This is a genomic window from Psychrobacter sp. UBA6739, from assembly GCF_002453835.1.
Classification (GTDB): Bacteria; Pseudomonadota; Gammaproteobacteria; order Pseudomonadales; family Moraxellaceae; genus Psychrobacter; species Psychrobacter immobilis_A.
Window position 1 is genome coordinate 11,896 of record NZ_DKHR01000035.1, and the last position, 21,225, is coordinate 33,120.

16 protein-coding genes are annotated in these 21,225 nt (G+C 44.0%); 8 read left to right on the plus strand and 8 right to left on the minus strand.

What is annotated here, in order from left to right:
* The first annotated feature begins 100 nt into the window (after nt 1-100).
* Entirely contained in the window at nt 101-949 is an 849-nt protein-coding gene (locus B2575_RS08165) for a hypothetical protein (protein WP_296241134.1), read from the plus strand.
* 124 nt (nt 950-1,073) lie between these two features.
* Here B2575_RS08165 and B2575_RS08170 read toward each other — a convergent pair whose 3' ends face one another.
* From B2575_RS08170 to B2575_RS08190, 5 genes are all read right to left on the minus strand, one after another.
* Entirely contained in the window at nt 1,074-2,891 is a 1,818-nt protein-coding gene (locus tag B2575_RS08170) for an aminopeptidase P family protein (RefSeq protein ID WP_296241137.1), read from the minus strand.
* Nucleotides 2,892-3,291: 400 nt separating this feature from the next.
* Nucleotides 3,292-4,854, minus strand: a complete 1,563-nt coding sequence (locus B2575_RS08175) for a peptide MFS transporter (RefSeq protein WP_238034584.1) — start codon at nt 4,852-4,854, stop codon at nt 3,292-3,294.
* Nucleotides 4,855-5,208: 354 nt separating this feature from the next.
* The gene (locus B2575_RS08180; RefSeq protein ID WP_238034585.1) at nt 5,209-5,646 is read right to left on the minus strand and encodes a hypothetical protein; all 438 of its coding nucleotides are present in this window, start codon (nt 5,644-5,646) and stop codon (nt 5,209-5,211) included.
* Nucleotides 5,647-5,826: 180 nt separating this feature from the next.
* Nucleotides 5,827-7,410, minus strand: coding sequence for an apolipoprotein N-acyltransferase (lnt, locus tag B2575_RS08185; RefSeq protein ID WP_238034586.1), 1,584 nt, complete (start codon nt 7,408-7,410; stop codon nt 5,827-5,829).
* Between the two features lie 244 nt (nt 7,411-7,654).
* Nucleotides 7,655-8,554 (minus strand): CBS domain-containing protein, encoded by a 900-nt coding sequence (locus B2575_RS08190; RefSeq protein ID WP_045445952.1) that lies wholly within the window; start codon nt 8,552-8,554, stop codon nt 7,655-7,657.
* Between the two features lie 261 nt (nt 8,555-8,815).
* Between B2575_RS08190 and B2575_RS08195 the strand changes: the two genes are divergently transcribed.
* Nucleotides 8,816-10,177, plus strand: coding sequence for a DUF4105 domain-containing protein (locus tag B2575_RS08195; RefSeq protein ID WP_296241152.1), 1,362 nt, complete (start codon nt 8,816-8,818; stop codon nt 10,175-10,177).
* A 70-nt stretch (nt 10,178-10,247) separates the two neighbouring features.
* Here B2575_RS08195 and B2575_RS08200 read toward each other — a convergent pair whose 3' ends face one another.
* Nucleotides 10,248-10,721 (minus strand): YcgN family cysteine cluster protein, encoded by a 474-nt coding sequence (locus B2575_RS08200; RefSeq protein ID WP_296241227.1) that lies wholly within the window; start codon nt 10,719-10,721, stop codon nt 10,248-10,250.
* A 315-nt stretch (nt 10,722-11,036) separates the two neighbouring features.
* On the opposite strand from B2575_RS08200, the gene B2575_RS08205 reads away from it, so the two are divergent.
* The 5 genes from B2575_RS08205 to ylqF all read left to right on the plus strand — a co-directional run bounded on the left by B2575_RS08205 (nt 11,037) and on the right by ylqF (nt 17,747).
* Nucleotides 11,037-11,777, plus strand: coding sequence for a dienelactone hydrolase family protein (locus tag B2575_RS08205; protein ID WP_296241155.1), 741 nt, complete (start codon nt 11,037-11,039; stop codon nt 11,775-11,777).
* A 274-nt stretch (nt 11,778-12,051) separates the two neighbouring features.
* The gene (locus tag B2575_RS08210; RefSeq protein WP_296241157.1) at nt 12,052-12,843 is read left to right on the plus strand and encodes an SDR family NAD(P)-dependent oxidoreductase; all 792 of its coding nucleotides are present in this window, start codon (nt 12,052-12,054) and stop codon (nt 12,841-12,843) included.
* A gap of 139 nt (nt 12,844-12,982) precedes the next feature.
* Entirely contained in the window at nt 12,983-13,453 is a 471-nt protein-coding gene (locus tag B2575_RS08215) for a hypothetical protein (RefSeq protein ID WP_055125326.1), read from the plus strand.
* A gap of 153 nt (nt 13,454-13,606) precedes the next feature.
* Complete coding sequence (locus tag B2575_RS08220) at nt 13,607-16,666, plus strand: DUF2339 domain-containing protein (protein WP_296241160.1); 3,060 nt, start codon at nt 13,607-13,609, stop codon at nt 16,664-16,666.
* Nucleotides 16,667-16,790: 124 nt separating this feature from the next.
* A complete protein-coding gene (ylqF, locus tag B2575_RS08225) occupies nt 16,791-17,747 on the plus strand; it encodes a ribosome biogenesis GTPase YlqF (protein WP_296241163.1) in 957 nt (318 codons plus the stop codon).
* Between the two features lie 154 nt (nt 17,748-17,901).
* On the opposite strand, the gene B2575_RS08230 is transcribed toward ylqF, so the two are convergent.
* Nucleotides 17,902-18,417, minus strand: coding sequence for a GlcG/HbpS family heme-binding protein (locus tag B2575_RS08230; RefSeq protein ID WP_296241165.1), 516 nt, complete (start codon nt 18,415-18,417; stop codon nt 17,902-17,904).
* Nucleotides 18,418-18,814: 397 nt separating this feature from the next.
* On the opposite strand from B2575_RS08230, the gene mutY reads away from it, so the two are divergent.
* On the plus strand, nt 18,815-20,083 hold the full coding sequence (gene mutY / locus B2575_RS08235; protein WP_296241167.1) for an A/G-specific adenine glycosylase: 1,269 nt from the start codon (nt 18,815-18,817) through the stop codon (nt 20,081-20,083).
* A gap of 133 nt (nt 20,084-20,216) precedes the next feature.
* On the opposite strand, the gene B2575_RS08240 is transcribed toward mutY, so the two are convergent.
* A complete protein-coding gene (locus B2575_RS08240; RefSeq protein ID WP_296241169.1) occupies nt 20,217-21,119 on the minus strand; it encodes an acyl-CoA thioesterase in 903 nt (300 codons plus the stop codon).
* Nucleotides 21,120-21,225: the final 106 nt, after the last annotated feature.

The window sequence follows — 21,225 nt, forward strand, 5'->3', positions numbered from 1 at the left end:
ATATCGGTCGTTGTAACCTTGGTGTCAGATTTGCTACGTTTGTCCACTTGCAGCCCCTTATCGTATTTGCGTATGATAAGGGGTAATTTTTGGAACATTTATGGACGATACCATGTCAAGCTACTCATTTTCCCATCAGTTTTACCAGCGCTGGACGTGTGCGCCTGAGCCTATTCGCGCAGCAATTACCCAAGAGCTAAAAGACATCACCACCTTACTGCAAAACGATACTCCATTTGAAAGCTTTGTCTTTAATACTCATGATTTGGATACCCACATCGATGAGCTCTACGAAAACCATGAAGCGGAGCAAGCCATCGCTAAAGCCATTACTGACAAAAAAGCCAAAGAGCAAGCGACTGCTGAAAAACAACAGCGAGAAGAACAACAAAAAGTAAAAGCGGCAGAGGATGCCAGATTAAAAGAAAGTGCTAGATTAAAAGAAGAAACCAAACTTCGTGAAGCAGCAGATACCGCGCAAAAAGAACAACAGAAAACTGAGCAAATAGCCGCTGAGAAGAAGAATATTGCTGATAAAACGACCGCTATGAATGCCAATGATGCGAGTGATTCAGAATCGCTCAGTATTGATAGCACGGTTGAAAAAAATCAAAATGTTGAAAAATCGGCTGCGACGCAATCTAGCTCTGAGAACAAAACCACCAGTGAACATGCTAATGTCGCTAATGACAAGTATATCAATGACGACCACAGCATAAAAGCGGTCAATGACAAAGCCAGCGCCGCCATTAAACTGGCATTGAAAGATGTAAAACTGAGTACTACGCATCAAGAGATGATCCGTGAGTTGGAAATGCAAATTGATGATTATCTCAGTGAGCAAATGATGCTGATGTCTGAGAATTTAAAATCTTGGTTACGTGCTGAAGTGACTCAAAATCTAAGCGAAGATGAAGAAGGAACTGACAAAGAGTCTACAAAAAGCTAAATGCTGCGTCCTACGCATCACCTTTTAGCAATAAATCCTTAGTAATAAATTCCTAGTACTAAAAAACCCCCGTAAACTTTACGGGGGTTTTTTCATTTTAGATTCGTCGATATGAGCGTTTACTTTAGATAGCCTTAGTACGCTCAGTCAGCCAGTCAAGAGCTGCACCTTCAACGCGGTCTTTTAGCTCTGCATAGACTTGGCTATGATAATTATTCAACCAATCAATTTCGATTTGAGTCAATAATGACGACTCAATTAAACGAGTATCAATTGGGCAATAAGTGACGGTCTCAAAATTAAGAAAATCACCAAATTCTGTCTCTACTGGTTGAGCAACGCGTTTATTGACCATCAGGTTCTCAATACGAATACCGTATTTGCCTTCACGGTATAGACCTGGCTCATTACTTGAGATCATGCCCTCTTTCATCGCGCGCTCTTTCGGCATGCTGGCACTATAAGCAATCACTTGTGGGCCTTCATGGACGTTCAAGAAATAACCAACGCCATGACCAGTACCGTGACCATAATCCATCTGTGCCTGCCATAATGGTGCACGGCATATCGCATCGATGAGTGGTGAAGCGATACCATCAGGGAAATGCGCTTTTGCTAAGGCAATATGGGCTTTGAGTACGGTAGTAAAGTCACGTTTGTGTTCGCTGCTTACCTGTCCAATACCGACCACACGGGTGATGTCTGTGGTGCCGTTTTGATACTGAGCGCCTGAATCAATGAGCAATAAACCACCCTCGCCTTCATTGACATCTAGGTAGCTAAATTTTTCTGGTGTTGCACGATAATGTGGCAGCGCACCATTTTCATTAAAGCCTGCGATAGTCGGGAAACTTGGCGATACATAATGTGGCTGCTGACTGCGCACTTCGATGAGCATACTATCAACGTCCAGCTCGCTTAAACGCTCACCGTCTGCTAAATGCTGCTCAAATGTGGCAAAAAACTCACTTAATGCCGCGCCATCTTGACGCATGGCTTCACGCACATGGTCGATATCAGCGTCAGATTTAACCGATTTTAGCAACGTACTTGGCGCCATTTGCTCAATAAAACCTATGCCATCGCCCATTTTAGATAACGTACCCACTGCCACTTTACTTGGGTCTAATAGCAATAAGTCATCGGCGGTCAATGTGCCCAATGCATCTTGCACAGCGTCATAATCAGCAAGGGTGATACCGCTGTCTTTTAAGATTTGTGCTATCTCGCTACTGACTTTATTATTATCGATAAACAATGTCGCGTCATGTTCGCTAATGAGCATATGTGCCAAAAACACAGGGTTATAATCAACATCAGCGCCGCGTAAATTGGTCAACCAAGCAATATCGTCTAAGCTTGAAAGCAAGTGATGGGTTGCGCCTGCCTCAGCCATACCTGCACGTACAGCGGCAAGTTTTGAGGTAGCAGACTGCGCGACAAACTGCGCATCGTGTTGATATAGACTGGCGGTTGGTAGCGCTGGACGATCGCTCCATATTTCTGTCAATACGTCACGCTCAGTGATTAAGGTAATGTCATTGGCATCAAAGGCATTCAACAATCTATCTTGCTCAGAGATAGACAATACATTGCCGTCCACTGCCACGCTATCACCCTCAGCCAAGTGCTCGGCGAGCCAATCAATATGATTTGGCTGACCCGGTGCAAGCTTCTCTAAGCTAATACCAGTACCTTCTAATTGGTCAGCGGCATGTACCCAATAGCGGCTGTCCGTCCATAATCCAGCAAAATCAGCGGTAACAACGAGCGTACCGACTGAGCCTGTGAATCCTGATAACCATAAGCGCGCTTGCCAATATTCTGGCAAATACTCAGATAAATGCGGATCAGCAGACGGTACGATAATCGCGGTCAGATCTTGTGCTACCAACGCCTGACGTAGGCTGTCGATACGATCGTGGATGCTTTGTTTATTCATAAAAGGTGTCCTTATTGATTTTAAAAAATAAGATTTGGAAAAATCATATTGTGAGGCGACTATGGATAGTCGTCTTATTTGAGCGAGTAAACTGTTTTAGGCGTTAGTTATTCATCATTCACTGAATGCTTAGCATCTAAACAACCTGCGTAAGACGCTCAATGTCTTAAAAATTAAAGTGTTGTCAATGACCAGATAGATAAGGCTAACTATTTTTAGGAGCATTACAGCAGAGCATTATTAGATGTTTGGGCGGAAAGCGGACTTTCAATAGCGTGGGGGCAATAACTTACTAAGTGTCACCATAAAACGTGCTACCGATCATGGTAACACGTCTCGCCATCTAACATTTTTGCTGGTATTGCTGTTGATCCTAAATCACATTAATCGTGTGTCTGAATTAGCTCAGCTTATCTGCACGCTCGCTTTTTTGCAGCATATTATTGATCGGTTTGGCTAATGCCAATAAGACAACGGCTGTGACCACCAAAAAGATCGTCATCATCGTAAATAAGCCCGGTAATCCTTCGATCTTATCCGCTGATACTTGACCACCAAAGAACGCAGCAACCAAATTACCTAAAGCAAGAGAAGCAAAGAAAAGCCCCATCATCTGACCTTGCATGCCTTTTGGCGCAAGCTTAGTCATTGCAGATAGACCAACAGGACTGAGCGCCAACTCACCGAGAGTCAGTAATAATAAACTACCCACTAACCATAAAGGTGAAGCCAATCCACCATCGCTAGTCAAAATGCTTTTTGAGGCAAATATCATCAAAGCAAAGCCTGCAGCGGCAAACAACATACCGAGCGCAAACTTTACCATACTATTTGGCTCAAGGCCTCGATTGGCAAGCTTGACCCAGACAATGCTGATGATCGGTGCTAATATTAAAATAAATAAGGGATTGAGCGATTGGAACCAAATACTAGGCACTTCAAAGCCTAAAACATTTAGGTCTGTATAGCGATCGGCGAACAGGTTAAAAGACGTTGGCTGCTGCTCAAAGCTTGACCAAAATAGCGTCGAGCCGATGATTAAGATAAAACAAATTAACAAACGTAGCTTGTCAGTTTTGTCCAATCGCGGTGAAATAAACATGACAGCAAAGTATAATATGACGACTGCTGCAATGAGGTAAGTCATATACTGAGCAACCATTTCAGGGTTAAATGGCATAATACCAGTCGACACTAAGACAGTAATGGCAGCAAGTAGCGCGAGAAACCCGCCAACCCAGCGACCTACATTTTTGAAACGTCCAGTCGTTTGTTCCCATTCAGGCGTAATGTTTTTGGCACGAGCATAACGATTTAAGGTTTTTTTAGCTGAAAAACGATAAATCAATAGTGAAGCTAACATGCCAAGACCACCGACACCAAAGCCTACATGCCACATACCTTTTTCTTTAAATACGCCAACGATAAGGGCAGCCAATAGCGCACCGATATTGATACCCATATAAAATAGAGTAAAGCCACTATCACGGCGTGCATCGCCTTTGGGATACAACGTTCCGACCATCACGGAGATACAGGTTTTAAATAAGCCTGAACCAAGAACGATACACATCAAACCCACAAAAAACAGCGTCATCCCAAGCATAGCGGATAGTGCGATACACAAATGACCAAGGGCGATAATAATACTACCCCACCACAGTGCACGCTCTTGACCGAGCCAATTATCAGCCAACCAGCCACCCGGTACTGCCGCTAAATATAACGAACCAGCAAAAATACCATAGATAGCAGAAGCTGTAACTTCATCGAAACCAAAACCGCCACTACCGACGGTCGCTACCATAAATAATACTAATAGTGGACGGATACTATAATAAGAGAATCGCTCCCACATTTCTGTGAAAAACAATGGACGTAGCGGCTTAGGGTGCCCCATAAATCCATTATCTAGTGCTGCCAATTCAGCAGCACTAGCCTCTGACTTTGATTCTGTACTCATAACTTTATTCCTTTAAAGACCACTGTATTAACGACCAAATATATAATTATCCCGACAAGCGGTCATATAGGCGCATCATTGTTTCACTTGGATATAATCAAGTAAAGAAATAATTGGTCAATAATTACACAAATACCCACAAAAAAGCCCGCTATCATTGGCTGAAAGCGGGCTTTTATTTTTAGCATCAATGGCAGTGATGACGATGCTGTGGTGCTTATGGTATTACAATAATATTGCCATAATACTTAGGTTTTAAGCAAAAACACTTAGGCTTTAAGCGAAAATACTTGGACTTTAAGCGAAGCGGTTTGTCGAGCCATACTTTAAAAAGGTAGCATCGACTTACGTATATTACTGTGCGGCTACCGCTACATCAGTGGTATCACCCGCTTCCAAATCACCGTCTGCTTGCTCAGCCGTTAGATCAGCATCTGCAACCGCAGTTTGACTAACTGTACCAGAAGCAGTGGCAGTACCCGCTTCTGCGGTAACCACAGCGCTATCAGTATCGGTCGCTGGGGTGACGCTTGCATCTGCAGCAGTATCAGTCGCTGTAGCATCCGCGGCTACAGGTGCTGTTTCAGCTGGCGCAGTGTCTTCAGCAGCAATCGCTTCTGCTTCATCAGCCGCCGCTGACGTTTCGGTTGTCTCAGCAGTAATGTGCTCGCCTGCTGGACGCAAAAATCCAGAAATACCAATAAGTAAGACGATACCTAAAAATAAGGCAACACCGCCTAAAGCAAATAAGAACTCTTTCTTAGGGTTGTTTTCGACAATATGTTCTGACATACCTTATCCACCTTGCACAAAATATTTAAAATATTGGTCTATTATATCGCAATTCGTACCGATTTGTTAAAACCCTTAAGTATTTAAAGGATTTATTATCAACAAACTTTGCCACTCGCTTTTATGGTTAATTCTCATAACTCATTCGAGCGATTCATTATCACTGGTAATAATAGCCAGTTATTTTAGCGACTTACCCAAACGCGGTTGCGGCATCCCACGCTTACCAAAGTAGCTCAAGACAAGTAACAGCGTAATGATAAAGAGAATCGGATAATTACCGAAGCTCATAAAAGGTGTATTACCAACCCGCGCCTGAACATCACCGCGCAATACGGTGCGCTCAAACTGCGGTGCACGCTCGACGATACGACCTTTATGATCGATGATAGCGGTCACGCCCGTATTGGTCGCGCGCATAAACCAACGCCCATTCTCTAGCGCGCGCATCTGCACCATTTGCAGATGTTGCAATGGACCTGCCGACGTACCAAACCAAGCATCGTTTGAGATGGTCAATAAGAAGTCCGTGCCAATCGCGTTTTTACGAGTGGTATCAGGGTAAGCCACTTCATAACAGACTGCTGAGCCCAAATTATGACCACGTACACGCAGCGGTGATTGGTTGTCACTACCACGACTATAGCTCATGATTTCTTGACTACCAGCAAGATTTGGCAAGATATCTAACATGCCTTCGAAGGGAATATATTCACCAAATGGTACCAGACGCTGCTTTTTATACATCCCCTCAGCATCACTACCTAGCGCAACCACGCTATTATAAAATGGCGGATATTTATCTGTTTTTGGGTCAAAGTTTTCTAAATCTCGATAAGGAATACCTGTTACCCATGTGGTATCTGTTTCTTTGGCCATCTTAACCATTTCACTGATAAAGCCAATCGCTTCATCTTGAAACATAGGAATAGAGGATTCTGGCCATAAGACGATATCGCGATCCCACTCAGTACTGGTCAGAGTTGCATAAATTTTCAGGGTTTCTATTTGATATTCGGTGAGCCATTTTAAATCTTGTGGAATATTACCTTGGATTAAGGACACGGACAAATCAGGCGTGCCTTTTGGTTTCGTCCATTGCGGATTAATCAACCATAACGCGCTGCTAATTACCAACAATGCTATCGACGGAATCATATAGCCGCCACGGCGACGCAATAGCTCAACCAAACTGGCTGCCAATAATACCGCCACAAAAGACACTGCAAAGACGCCAGCGACTGGTGCTAATGACGATAACCAATACTGCTCCGTAAAGGCATAACCGACAAACAACCACGGAAATCCAGTGAACAGCCACGTTTTCAGCCACTCTTGGAGTATCCATAACGCCGCAAACGACAACGGCTGACGACCGACCATACGGTTGAAAACCAACGCCAAAAAGCCATGGAATAACCCCATGCCTAACCCCATCAGCGCAATCATAATCAGCGCAAGCCATGCTGGCGTATCGCCATAAACATGAATAGAGGTGTATAACCAAAATGCACCAACGCACCAAAGTCCCGTACCGTAAGCCTGACCGATAAGAAAAGCACGCTTGCCACTCATATCAGGCATCAGTAAGGCGTATAAAATAGCAGGCGACACTAGCGCCAGTGGCCAAATGCCATAAGGCGCAAGTGCAAATATAAACACCGACCCTGCCAACAACGCAATCAATACCGTCAGCGCTATAGGCAAACCCTTGGGCTTATCAGGGTTCAGGCGTTTTTGTAAATCAACAGTAGACAGGCGCATAGCAGTTATCCAAAACCATATTTTTCAAAATTTTAAGCGTCAACATTCAGATGAAAACCAAGCTGAAGCAGACCGTATTGTGTTTTGTACAGTATCTAAAAGTTAAACCCGCCCATGATACCAGTCTCAACCCATTAATAGGTAACATTGCGTAGCAAATACCCAATAGCAAACACAAAAAAAACACGACCGCAATCGTGTTTTTTTGAGTATATCAAACAATGTTTAGGTCGCTATCGACACATCAATGACTGCCTATCAATATTTGCTGATCAGGATTGATTTTGGTGAGCTCAAGATTTTGGATAAAACGCCCTTCAACATCAGTAATAGTGATTTTCCAATCATCTATCACCACGCTTTCACCTTCCAAATCGCCCACATAACCAAGCGCCTGCATGACTAGACCACCCATGGTATCGACATCCGTATCATCAAAATGACTGCCAAGCTCATCATTACAGTCTTCAATCACGGTAGACGCTTGCACACGCCACGTATTTGGTTTTTCAGGATCAGCGACGATGTTATTGATATCACTGTCTTCATCGAAGTCATCATGCTCATCGACGATGTCACCGACGATCTCTTCAAGCAAGTCTTCCATGGTAACGACACCGCCAAAGTTGCCGAATTCATCGACGACAATCGCCATATGTACTTGGGTACGCTGCAATGAGCGTAACAAGGTATCAGAACGTGCCGTCTCACTAATATATAGCGGCTGACGTACCAGATCTCTCAAACGTTTGCTATCGATTTTATCTTCTTGATCGCGCACCATATGCACAAGAATAGGAATCAAATCTTTTGCCAATAAAATGCCAATGACGGCATCATCATCTTGACTGTCAAAGACAGGATAGCGCGAATGGGTGGTCTCAAGGATGATATCCATCACCTCAGCGAGACTGGTGCTTTCGTGCAGCCCAACCACTTGCGGGCGCGGAGTCATAATTTCGCGCACTTGTGTCGCAGGCAGATCCAGCACGCCTTCTAACATATCGACGGTATCAGGCTCTAAGAACTGGCGCGAGTCTTGTACCAGACGAATCAATTCGTCACGGGTTTCGGGGGCGGTCGATAGCCAGCGTTTTAAGCCGCGCATCGACCAACTACTCGGGCTGGGAGTGTCGTCAGACATGGTGATGTGATTTAACCTCTTTAGTTAATAACAATTAAAATAATACGTAAAAACAATAATACGTAATAACAGACGTAGATGGGGATGAATACAGCAAATAAAACAGATCTTTGATTATTAAGTTATAAATAGAGCAGATCAAAGTAGCTTCACTTTAGCGCAAGGCTCACCGACATTCAACGATAAATTCACTCAAATTGTATTGTCAGTACGTTATAAACTTTGCTATGGTCAAAGCCTTCACACACCAAAGCACACCCTATGTCGCTACGTTCCTTTTTCTCTCGCCTGCTCACGCCGCACTCACATAGCCATCGTTCAGATAACGGCTTGGACACGCTTGAGTCAAATAATCATGGTTCGGATAGACACGGCTTAAAAAACAACACTGCGAATGGTCGCCAACCGACACCTACATGGCGATACTATCTTGTACAGTTTTTCATCATTATTACCTTACTACTGTCAGCCGTTTGGTTATTGCTGGCGATTTGGTATCAGTTTGGGGCAGGCTCTGCCATCACTTGGTTAACCGCAATTTTCATTGTTGGTGTACTGACAGCCTTACTGAGCGTTCGCTATTGGCCGAAAATAGCTCAGCGCTTTTATCATAAACAACACAGCAGTAAACCATGGAGCAACAAAGCAACCATAAATAGCAAGTCAGCAAATAAATGGTTAACCGCTTTATATGGCGCTATTTGGTTGGTAGGCGTTGGCTGGTTTTTTTCTATTGAACCCCAACAAGAGCGCGACTGGATGGCTGAGGTAAGTGAAAGAGTCACTTACGAGCGCGATGCAACCAATCCTGATTTGGTGACCCTAACCAATGTACGTAACTTTGATTGGCATACCGACACGGAGGCGACCGAACGCTGGGATACACGTACCATTGATATGTCCAAACTATCTGGCGTCGATGTCACCAATTCTTACTGGATGGGTCCACTGATTGCCCATACTTTGGTCAGTTTTCGTTTTGAAGATGATAGACCGCTTGCTTTCTCATTTGAGATTCGTAAAGAAGAAGGCGAGTCGTTTTCGGCATTGGCAGGGTTTTTTAGACGCTATGAGCTGAGCCTGATTGCCGCAGAAGAGCGTGATATTATTTATACCCGAACGAATGCGCGTGGCGAGCAAGTTTATCTATTTCCCGTTAGCAACTTGCAGCAGCACGAGGTCAAGTCACTATTTGAATCTTATTTAACCGCTGCCGATGAATTGAATGCCAAGCCTGCTTGGTATAACACATTACTCAGTAATTGCACCAATATCATTTTTTATATGGCGCGTATCGTCAGTGGCGATCGCCTGCCGTGGGATTATCGTATTTGGGTCTCTGGCTGGCTGCCAAATTATCTATATGATGTCGGTATGCTTGACGCTACTCCAGAAAAGACTGGACAGCCGTGGTCAATGGATACATGGTACGAGCGTACCCATATCAACTCAAAGGTTAAAGGATTCAGTAATCAAATCAATCTAGAATCTGGCGTTAATAGCAACGAAAACAGCCGCGAGTTCTCTGAGCAAATTCGTCAGAACATTCCTATCCCGCCATTGGCTGACACGCAAGAAGATGCTGAGGCAAAAGCCAAATCTGCGGCTCAGGTTTCTTATTAACATCAAGTAGCACTATACTTTTATCCTGCAATAATACCAACGTCACTGATTTCAATAACTCCCAGTATTATCAAGGCTTAACCCAGCTGACCACCCGCTCCTCCATTGCTTCATCAGACATACCAGTCTCAGAAACACAGCGCCCAGCCACGCCAACATTGGCAGCACGCATTTGTTGCTGCGTTACCACTGCATCTTGGGTCAATAACAAATGCCAACTTGGCAAATTTTGTCCTTTATACAAACGCTTATAGGCGCAGTGCGAAGGCAACCACATCATCTGCGGGAGATTGTCCATGGTTAGCTGAATACAGTCTGGCACATGCTCTTGACGCGCGTCATAGTGCTGACAATAACCCGTCGTACAGTCCATTAGCTGGCAAGTCACATCGGTATACTCGACCAACTCTTCATCCACATCACCATTTTCATCTTCGTCAATATACTTAATCAAACAGCAGCTGCCACAACCATCACACAACGCTTCCCATTCGCTATGATTGAGTTCTGACAATGCAAAGCGCGACCAAAAATTCGGACGCAATGTATCATTGAGCTTACTGTCATGGTCGCTATTGCTGCTGCTTTGATTGCCACTGTCAGGAAATAAGCTCACAGCTGATTTTTCCATGACTTTTAGCGGCAACGTTGCGTCAGAGTCTAGATGGGCTGCACAGTTGTTTAACAAGTTTAGTGTCATAAAGGTGCCGTAGCATTTTGATAAAGAGCGTTACAGTATTATAGCTGTTTTTGCCTAGGTTGAGCGTTAAGGTAGTAAAAGTAAGAAAAACGATGTCGCAAAAACACAGACAAATAACTTTTATAACGCAAAACTCCTCACATAAAAAAGGATAATAATATGTCAATTAAGACTTTTGAACTAATCAGTACCACCGAAAACGGTGTCCAGCTTATCAACTATGTGGCATTGCCAGAAAATGCATCTGACGACCATCCTGTTGCGGGAATTTTAGTAGCGCCAGAATGGTGGGGTATCGTTGATCACCCAAAATCAGTGGTCGAGCGCTTGGCAGAAGCAGGTTATGCCGCCGTCGCAATGGACGTGTACGGTGAAGGCAAGCTGACCACCGATGCCGCGCAAGCGAATATGTGGATGGAGCAAGTATTAGAAGATCAAGATATGCTGATGTCGCGCTGCCGTTTAATCCTTAATGACTTTAGCGACCAGTTAGCCGTTGATGGTGACAATCTAGCAGCGATTGGCTTTTGCTTTGGTGGTAAGGTCGTGCTTGATATGGCTCGCGAAGGCATGCCATTAAAAGCGGTCGCCACTTTCCATGGCAACCCAACACCAAAACAGCCAGCGGATAAAAACTTCACCGCTAACGTATTGGTTGCTCACGGTCGCGATGATTCAATGGTATCAATGGAAGCTATAGAAGGTCTAAAATCAGAACTAGATGCTGCTGGTGTTGACTATATTATCGATGTTTATGACAACGCTAAGCATGGCTTTACCAATCCACATGCCGATGAGCGCGCTGCTAAAAATGAGGTTGATCTTGGCTACAACGAAGCCGCTGCCAAGCAAAGCTGGGAAAACATGCTTGAATTTATGGAAAATAACTTAGGTAAATAATCTCTGGATCAGGCATATCAATAGCTGTTTTCAGGTTATTAACACACTATTTATTAACCCCTATCTATTAACCCACTATATAGCAGAGTGCGCCCGCCGCACTCTGCTTTTTTTATCGTAAACAAATCCATATTGGTCATCACACACTTACAAAGGCTTACTATTAGTAAGGATTTAAGACGCTAACATGGTTATTGTACAGTCGTGATTCATATAATCAGTCACATCACTTGCTGGTAGCTCACTAATCACTCATTAATAATAAGGTAAAATCATGAAAACCATCCAACAACTATTCGACTTTCATCATAAAACCATCATTATCAGTGGTGGAGCAGGCGCTATTGGTAGCGAGGCGGCACGGTTTTTAAGCTCATTAGGAGGCAACATTGTCCTCGCTGATTTAAATGAAGATAAAGTGAAGCAAATTGCCGCTGATATCGAAAAAGAAACAGGCAATGCAACCTTAGGTATGAAAACCGACTTTACTGACGAGACGCAAATTGCAGCCTTGGTCGATGCAACTATTGCAAAATTCGGTAAGATTTCTGCAGTAGTCAACAACGTCGGTTGGGGTGCAAATACGCCTTTGTGGGAATCTACCACCGAAAAAATGGTCAATGCGTATAAGCTCAACACCTTGGGATCTTATCATTTGACTCGTTTATGTATGCCGTATTTAAAACAAGAAGAAAACGCCTCTGTGGTATTTTCTGGATCCATGGTTGGTAATACACCATCGCCAGAATTTATCGAATACAGCACAGCTAAAGCGGGCTTGCTAAATATGGTAAAAAGTATGGCGGTCGCATCAGGTCCTGAAGTGCGCTTTAATTCACTAATCATCGGTACAGTAGATAATGGTGCTTCCTCTGAAGAAGCCGGTTATACCCAAGAGATGATCGATAATGTGGTCAAAGGTATCGTCCTAAAACGACGTGGCGTGCCAGCAGATATCGCTCAAGCGATGGCGTTTTTGTTAAGTGATGCAGCGTCTTGGATTACTGGTGCTGAACTGACAGTCAATGGCGGCGGCGTTTACAAAAGTAAAATGCCAACCTCATAAACTCAGTCATCATTTTAATCATAAATTTATAAACGATACATAATAGGGCGTGTTGAGCATTCGACCATACTGGGTAGGATTTTATCTACTCAGTATTTTTTATGCATAAACCTATTCGCTTGGACTTGGAACATAAACCATGACAACAACATTAAACGCAAAATTGCTAAAAGGCGCTATGCTTACTGGCGTAATCAATGCCTTCATTAACGGCGGCATACAATACTTCTTCTTAAAAACATACTCATCAATCGCAATATCTGTTGACTCTATTACCAATAATGAAGACACGGTGCTCGGTACCTCCGTTACCTTATCGATTACGTTAGCCATGATTTTAACTATGGTGGCTTATTTTGGTATCAAAGAAAAAAAAGTAGCCTTCTTCCCAACCGCTTTTTGGTTGACGATAAAGCATGGATTTTTTACCTTTGGGGTATTGACCTCTCTTGCTGTACTATGGCAAAAATACGCAGGTACGGTCGAAGTATCTTTGATTTCAGCTTTAATTATTATCGGTGTTATTGCAGGTATCGTCTCAGGTATGGTGAATTATCTAACCTTGCGTGAATGTACATTATCAGAAAGACATAAATTATATGCCGCTTAAATATCTTAGTTTATAAAGCATCAAGGTCAGCTCCATGATCGTAAACGAATAATCTTGGGCTAGCCCTTTTTTTGATGAGCGCTTTGCTTGTGTTTGCTTTGAAATCGAGTCATCATCAAGCCATCAAATATTGAGTAACGGTGTGGTAGCGCTATGTCTGATATCAGCGGGTTTGTATTGCTTGTTTGTCTAGTAGTGATTATCGTTTTTTACAATAAACTAAAGCGACGCGTTGATCAGCTTCAACAAGACATCACGCAACTGCAAGATGAGTTACAAGCGCAGCAACACCGTGTCAGCTCTATGAATAATAACGCCGATAATGACGTAGACGCTCATACTGAACCAATGACTCAAACGCTAGCTGAGACTCACTCGCCCCAACCTATTATCGAGGAGCTATTTGACTCAGCACCTCCTTTATTTACTGCTACGATTCACCCGAAACCAGCCCCTTCTCCAAAAAAACCATCGCCCATAGAGCCGGATGAACGCTCACTGCCTATCGTCACTTCGCTGATTCACTCTATCAAAAACTGGTTTTTTGGCGGCAATCTAGTCGTGCGCGTTGGCGTGATCGTCTTACTTATCGGTGTGGTGCTACTACTTCGCTTGTTAAGCGACTATATCGAAGTGTCGATAGCGTCCAAGCTTTTAGCGATAGGCATCCTCGGTTTAGGTCTGGCAGCATTAGGTCTAAAATTGGCAAAAAATCGCTTTGCTTATGGCATCACCCTACAAGGCGCAGGCTTAGCGATTGCGTATTTAACGACCTTTTTTGCCTATAGCGTTTACCAAGTTCTGCCTAACTTACCAAGCTTTATCGGGCTTGGGCTATTATCTGCGATTATCATTGCACTCGCCGTACGTCAAAATGCCTTTCCACTGGCTTTGTTGGCATTATCGGGTGGGTTTTTTGCGCCTATTTTGACCAGTGAAGACACGGGTAGTTTGGTGGTATTGTTTAGTTACTATCTACTATTGAACGTGACGATTGCGATTATCGCGCATTACCGCCCATGGAAAATACTGAATTTATTCGGTGTCACTGTGACCTTTGGGTTGGCGTACTACTGGGGCATCAGTGAGAATTTGGGCACGGTCATTGAGGCGCAGCGCTGGTCTTTAGTCTTACTGGTCACCTTACACTTACTGCTATATCTGTTTGTTGTCATTCGCTACGCCCAACAAATCATTGCCTACAATACCCTTAATGAAACAGACATCATCCAGACAGATAACGCAGACAACGTAAAGCATTTAGATAGCGTTCACGTAAGAAATAATAGCTATGTATTCCCTATTGATACTGGCTTACTATTTTCAGTGCCGATATTAGCCTTTGGTTTATTTGCGGCATTATTAGATGATATTCCTAATGCCTTAACCATCGCTAGTGCTATTTTAGCCACTGTTTATTTAGGACTCGGCTGGTTGTTTGTGCAGCGTAGCCAGCGTTATGCCTTAATCACCGAGGGCATGTTGGCATTAGGGTTTGGCTTTTTGGCGTTGGTCATTCCGCTGGCATTCGATGCTGAATGGATTGCCTTTGGCTGGTCAGTACAAGGAGTGGCGCTGGTCTGGTTTGGACGGCGTTCATTGCGAGCGTGGTCAGTGTTATTTGGTTTATTATTGCAACTAATCAGTATAGGTATGCTGATGGTAAAAGTGGTCTTCGCCATTCAGGATTATCCAACATTGGCCTTAACCATTTCGGCTATGACTTATCTAGCCACTGTATTTATTTTACGCACGAACAACTCGCCAGCTATGCTAAATGATAGTTTGAACGAAGACTTAAATGATAGCTTAGATAATCATTCAACATATTCTCAAGAGCAAAACGCCACGCCAGATGCGATATCAACCTATGCCAACGCATTAGGTATTAGCACCCAAGCCGCACAGCAATGGCTAACCTCAATCAACAGCCACAGCACAGTATTTAATCTTGTTTGGCACAGTCCTATACTTATAAGATTTTTGACCTTTACGGCTATAGCATGGCTACTACAAGTGCTGCTGCTTGATTTTAACCAGTGGTTTGCCAGTTGGACACTGGCAACGACGACCATGATTGCACTCGCAGCACTGGTCAGCCTTGCCATTTATTGGACAATCAATCGTTATCGCTCGTGGATAGAAATCAGACAACTTAGCCATGGCTTATCGATCGTCTTTTATCTCATGCTCGTCATACAATTGCCGCAAAAATTCGAGTTTCATTTAATATGGCAGACAGCAGATTGGCTACTATTGACTGGTTTAATCGTTGGTTGGTTGATTATCGGACAATCGTGGTTAAAGATATGGTACGACCACTCCGAGCTGTCACGCTATGATGGCACAAGCTGGCTGGGAGCTAGCATTCTAATCATTGCTGCCGCCGCCCACTATGGACTAGCAGATTCCGCTGGGGTGATGGCTGTATTGATGCCAGCCATTTTAATATTGGCTGGATTATGGTGCTGTCATCGTTATGCTTATTATCCCAAGCAAAATACGCGTACAAACAAGGCATGCAAGCAAAGCCCACTGTACTGGTTTGATTGGCAACAAGCGCTATTGAGCTGCGCGGCTATCTTTGCGCCCATTGCTTTAAGTTGGGTCATCATTACCAACTGGTCTTATGATGGTGTAATTTGGGATATGTCATATTTTCCGCTATTGAATTTATACGACATTAGCTCTATTCTGGCGCTATTCGTTGGCTTTGGTGTTTACTACCTAAATCAGCAGCATAACCAAAAGCTCGGCATAGCGAATGCTGATATCCATATAAATAATCATACCAAGAAAAACTTTATCGCCGATAATTTACTGATTGTATTAGGTCTTATCAGCTTTTGGCTGATTTCCAGTATGTTAGTTAGAACATTACACGCCTTTATCGGTACACCGCTTTGGGACAGCGCTCAGGGCGGCGCATGGAATAGCGAGCAAGTGCAGACAGGACTGACCATTTTATGGACGCTCTTAGCTTTAGTCGCCACCATCGTCGCCAGTCGCTATTGGCAGCGGACGCTTTGGTTTATGGGGATTGGGCTATTAGGTATCGTCGTGCTCAAACTGGTATTGGTTGATTTGTCACAGACTGAAGCGATTTGGCGAGTGATATCTTTCCTTGGCGCAGGCAGCTTAATACTATTAATTGGTTATCTTGCACCGTTACCTCCTGCCCGCGATGAAATAGAAAATCCAGCTCAAGAGTAATCGCGCATCTGGTTGGGCGAAATTGTAGCGTGAGCAAGGTGGTTCTGTAGTAAACTGGACACCATGAAAAGTAAATGACGATCGTCTTACTTTGCGCATTTTTTATAAAAGGTTATGAAAGCAGATGGATAAGAGAGCAAGTATTCAGTGGTTCCCTGGGCACATGAACAAAGCCCGTAACGAAATCAAAGAAATCATGCCGCAGATGGATTTGGTCATCGAGGTGATCGATGCGCGTATCCCATATAGTAGTGAAAACCCGATGGTCGCGGCATTGCGCGGCGAAAAACCCGTCATCAAAATCCTGAACAAAGCCGACCTTGCTGATCCTGAGTTGACCCAAGCTTGGATGGACTATCTTGAGCAGCAAAGCGGTGTGAAAGCCATTGCTTGCGATACTGATAAAGCCAATGATGTCAAACGTATCATCGCCATCTGTAAACAACTTGTGCCCAATAAAGTGGGCACGGGTCGCCAAATCAAAGCCATGATTATGGGAATTCCAAACGTTGGTAAATCAACATTGATTAATACTTTGGCTGGACGCGCTGTGGCAAGAACTGGTGATGAGCCAGCGGTCACTAAGTCGCAGCAATTGATTAAGCTGGACGATGACATCATGCTCTATGACACGCCCGGTATGCTATGGCCAAAAGTCGAAAACGAAAACTCTGGCTATCGTTTGGCAGCGACGGGCGGTATTCGTGATACGGCTTTTGATTTCGCTGATGTTGCCAGCTATACCGCTGAATACTTGATGCAAGCCTATCCTGAGCTGCTAAAAGCCCGCTACAAAATTGAAGCGCTACCAAAGACTGATTGGGAGTTTTTTGAAGTCGCTGGACGCAATCGTGGCTGTGTACGTTCGGGCAATCAAGTCGATACCTACCGCATGTCTGAGATTTTGATCAACGAGTTACGTAGCGCTAAGCTTGGGCGTATTACGCTTGAGACGCCAGCCATGTCTGAAGCTGAAGAACTCGTCGTCGCCGAGCAACGCTTAGCAGCAGAAGAAAAAAGAATCGCCAAAGAAGAAGAAAAACGCTTACGTCGTTTGAAAACGCGGAAGAATCGTAAGTAAATCGACAATCCTTTTTGTCTATAATGCTAGCTGCCTAAAATCATTTTAGAGCTCATACAAAAAAAGCCCCTAAGGGCTTTTTTTATGTTTACTGCTAACGATATCGAAGTTATTCGATGATATCTCAATCATTTAGCAGTATCTAAGCCATCAACTACTTCTGTTTAGGCATGACTTTTTCGATAGCTTTCAACGCACAAGCTTCATCTTGTACTGCACCGCCTGCGCCGCCCGCTGCAATAGCGCCGATCACATCATTGCCAAACTTTAACGGCACACCACCGCCGATCAGCAGTAAATCATTTACCGTATTCAAGTTGTTTGAGTCTGGATTAGCGCGAGCATTATCCGCCAAAGTGCGTGAAGGCGTTTTGGTAGATAATGCCGTAAATGCCTTGCGAACAGCAGCATCAGTATTGTGCGGACCAACATTATCATCGCGCTGTAGCGCGATTAAATTACCAGCACGATCAACAACCGCGACCACGGCAGATTTGCCCTTTGCGTGACAGGCTGCCATGGTGGCATCGATTAATTCATTGGCCAACTCTAAAGAAACATTGGGCTGTTGTAATACTAGATTTGGTTTGGCGGCCAAAACGTTGGCTGAACAGCCAATGACTGCTAGCGCCAATATTGCTTTAGATAAATAATTCGAGATTAACTTCATAAAGAGTCCTAAATATTACTCATACATGTGAGCATTTGTTTGAAATGATGCTTGGTGAGCTTTAATAATCGTATTTGATGAAACCAGACAATGAGTTATCGTTAACTCAAAGGTGCTCTTGCGACCCTAGCGAGAGTGAGAGTGAGAGTCATAATCTTGCAAAAAGCACAACAATGATAAGTTAATTTTTCTACAAAATTCACTTAATTTTGTAAGATTTACTTTATAAATTTGCAACTCTACATTAAGTTTTCTGTTACATACTCTATTTTTTAACACTCACCCTCAAAAGACGCTTACATCGTGGTAATCTCGAGCAGCGCACAACAGCGATATCAACTCATTTCTCTCAAAAATCGGTTATAATTCATACACTAATATGCCAAAAATTGATGATATGACTCAGCTTACCCCCACTGCAAACCTTACAACGATAGAAAATAATTTTACTCAACTCGGTACTTCTCTCGATTCGTTCGCCCCGCGCCTACTCGATTGGTTCGCCGAAAACGGTCGCCATGACCTACCTTGGCAGCAGCACCAAACCGACGCGCCCAATCCTTATGTCGTCTGGCTATCCGAAGTCATGCTACAGCAGACGCAAGTAACGACAGTGCTGCCCTACTTTGCCCGTTTTATGGCATCGTTTCCGACCGTGCAAGATTTAGCCGCCGCAGAATGGGATACGGTTGCGGAGCATTGGGCAGGACTTGGCTATTATGCGCGCGCGCGTAATTTGCATAAAGGTGCGAAACAACTGGTCGAAGTCATTGATGAGACGGGCGACTTTCCGCAGACGCTAGCAGGGTGGGAAGCCATCTCTGGCGTTGGGCCATCGACCGCTGGCGCGATTATGGCGATGGGCTTACATCGTTATGGCGTCATCTGTGATGGTAATGTCAAACGTGTCTTGACGCGTTGGGCAGCGATTGACGGTGATATTACCAAGTCTGCCACCACCAAAGAGCTATGGGCATTGGCAGAGCGTTTAACGCCTGTCGATGACTCAGGATTGTTCGCGCAAGCGATGATGGATATGGGCGCGACATTATGCACGCGTAGCAAACCTGCCTGCCTATTATGTCCCCTTCAAGAGGACTGCTTGGCACATGCAGAGGGGCGCGAAACAGATTATCCAGTCAAAGCAAAAAAGCAACCCAAACCCAGCAAGTTTAGCAATGCGTTATTGATTGAAGATATTGATGGCAAAATACTGTGGCTACAACGCCCGGATAATGGCATTTGGGGCGGACTGTGGAGTTTGCCGTTACAGTTTGTTGAAAAAATTGCAGGCAAAGCTACTAAGACGGCGACTGCTAAAAAACCAGAAGACAGCGATGATAGGCTATTGGAAGTTGCTAGTAATGAAAAAGTCTATGAAGCAGAATTCACTACTGCCGAGCAAATTATTAACGAGTGGTTAGATAAGCATAAATTGGCAGCAAAAGCAGTCAGTAAGACTTTATTAGACGATGCCCCTATCAAGCATTCACTGACCCATTTTCATTGGTATTTGACGCCGCAATTGGTGACTTTAACGGCTAAGCAAACGGCTGAAATAACTGAAGCGTTGCAAGCAGCAGAGATCAATATTAATTGGTTAAATGCTGTTGATGCTCAGGCAGCACTTGGATTGCCACGCGCGATGGTGAAGATTTTAGAATAATCATAAAATCCATATTTCTATCCTAATAACAAAATCAACTGCTTAAAAAATCGCCATGTCTACCATAAAAAAATGACTCACTATTGATAGTGAGTCATTTTTAATTTAACAACTATGATGAATATCTAGAAAACTAAGACTTCGGTACTCGCAAACGCATCAAGCCTTCTTGTTGTACCGTAGCCACCAGCTTACCATCTTGCCAAAACTGTCCATGATTCAAGCCTTTAGCATTAGACGTAGTATCACTCCACATGTCGTATAGCATCCAACCGTTTAAATCAAAATCACGATGAAAATGCATCGAGTGGTCGATACTAGCCGCTTGCAATCCGCTGGTCATAAAGCTGACACCATGTGACATCAGCCCTGTACCAACCAGATAAAAATCGGAGGAAAATGCCAACAGCGCTTGTTGAATCGCAACAGGCTGATTACCCAATTCGCGGATACGCAACCAGTTGGCTTGCTTAGGTTTCATTGGCTCTGGATGAATCGGATCACGCGGTTTAACGGGTTTAATTTCGACATGGCGACGGCGCATAAAGCGGGCTTTGAGTGCGTCTGGCACTTTTCCGACATACTCTTCTTTTAAATCTTGCTCAGCCAGTAAATCCTCCGGTGGCGGATAGACAGGCATGTCTTCTTGATACTCTAAACCCTCTTCCATCGGCGAAAACGAGGCTATCATTGAAAATATGACTTGCTCAACAGGCGCTTTACCGCGCACCTCTTTATACTGAATGGCCGTCACTTCACGCGCAGACAGACTACGACCGTCACGCAAGCGGCGTACCTGATAAATCACTGGCTGCGTGATATCACCACCGCGCAAAAAATACCCGTGCAGTGAATGACAGGGCTTGTCTTTGTCCAGTGTATGCGCCGCCGCCATGATGGCTTGGGCGAGCACTTGTCCACCAAAAATACGACTGCCAACATAGTCATGGCTCTTACCCTCAAAGACATCGGGGGTCACTTCAATAAGCGCTACAGTAGCTAGCAGCTCATCAATCAATTGCGAATAATCGGACATGACGATAGGTTTCCTTATTTTTATCAAAAACGCTAAGTATCTGAAAATACGCACCCAACGATATCAATATCATATCGCGAAAGACAAAAGACACTTTGCATTTGAA

Coding starts and splice junctions, on each gene's coding strand:
- B2575_RS08165 (WP_296241134.1), top strand. CDS start 101: ATGGACGATACCATGTCAAGCTACTCATTTTCCCATCAGTTTTACCAG.
- B2575_RS08170 (WP_296241137.1), bottom strand. CDS start 2,891: ATGAATAAACAAAGCATCCACGATCGTATCGACAGCCTACGTCAGGCG.
- B2575_RS08175 (WP_238034584.1), bottom strand. CDS start 4,854: ATGAGTACAGAATCAAAGTCAGAGGCTAGTGCTGCTGAATTGGCAGCA.
- B2575_RS08180 (WP_238034585.1), bottom strand. CDS start 5,646: ATGTCAGAACATATTGTCGAAAACAACCCTAAGAAAGAGTTCTTATTT.
- lnt (WP_238034586.1), bottom strand. CDS start 7,410: ATGCGCCTGTCTACTGTTGATTTACAAAAACGCCTGAACCCTGATAAG.
- B2575_RS08190 (WP_045445952.1), bottom strand. CDS start 8,554: ATGTCTGACGACACTCCCAGCCCGAGTAGTTGGTCGATGCGCGGCTTA.
- B2575_RS08195 (WP_296241152.1), top strand. CDS start 8,816: ATGTCGCTACGTTCCTTTTTCTCTCGCCTGCTCACGCCGCACTCACAT.
- B2575_RS08205 (WP_296241155.1), top strand. CDS start 11,037: ATGTCAATTAAGACTTTTGAACTAATCAGTACCACCGAAAACGGTGTC.
- B2575_RS08210 (WP_296241157.1), top strand. CDS start 12,052: ATGAAAACCATCCAACAACTATTCGACTTTCATCATAAAACCATCATT.
- B2575_RS08215 (WP_055125326.1), top strand. CDS start 12,983: ATGACAACAACATTAAACGCAAAATTGCTAAAAGGCGCTATGCTTACT.
- B2575_RS08220 (WP_296241160.1), top strand. CDS start 13,607: ATGTCTGATATCAGCGGGTTTGTATTGCTTGTTTGTCTAGTAGTGATT.
- ylqF (WP_296241163.1), top strand. CDS start 16,791: ATGGATAAGAGAGCAAGTATTCAGTGGTTCCCTGGGCACATGAACAAA.
- B2575_RS08230 (WP_296241165.1), bottom strand. CDS start 18,417: ATGAAGTTAATCTCGAATTATTTATCTAAAGCAATATTGGCGCTAGCA.
- mutY (WP_296241167.1), top strand. CDS start 18,815: ATGACTCAGCTTACCCCCACTGCAAACCTTACAACGATAGAAAATAAT.
- B2575_RS08240 (WP_296241169.1), bottom strand. CDS start 21,119: ATGTCCGATTATTCGCAATTGATTGATGAGCTGCTAGCTACTGTAGCG.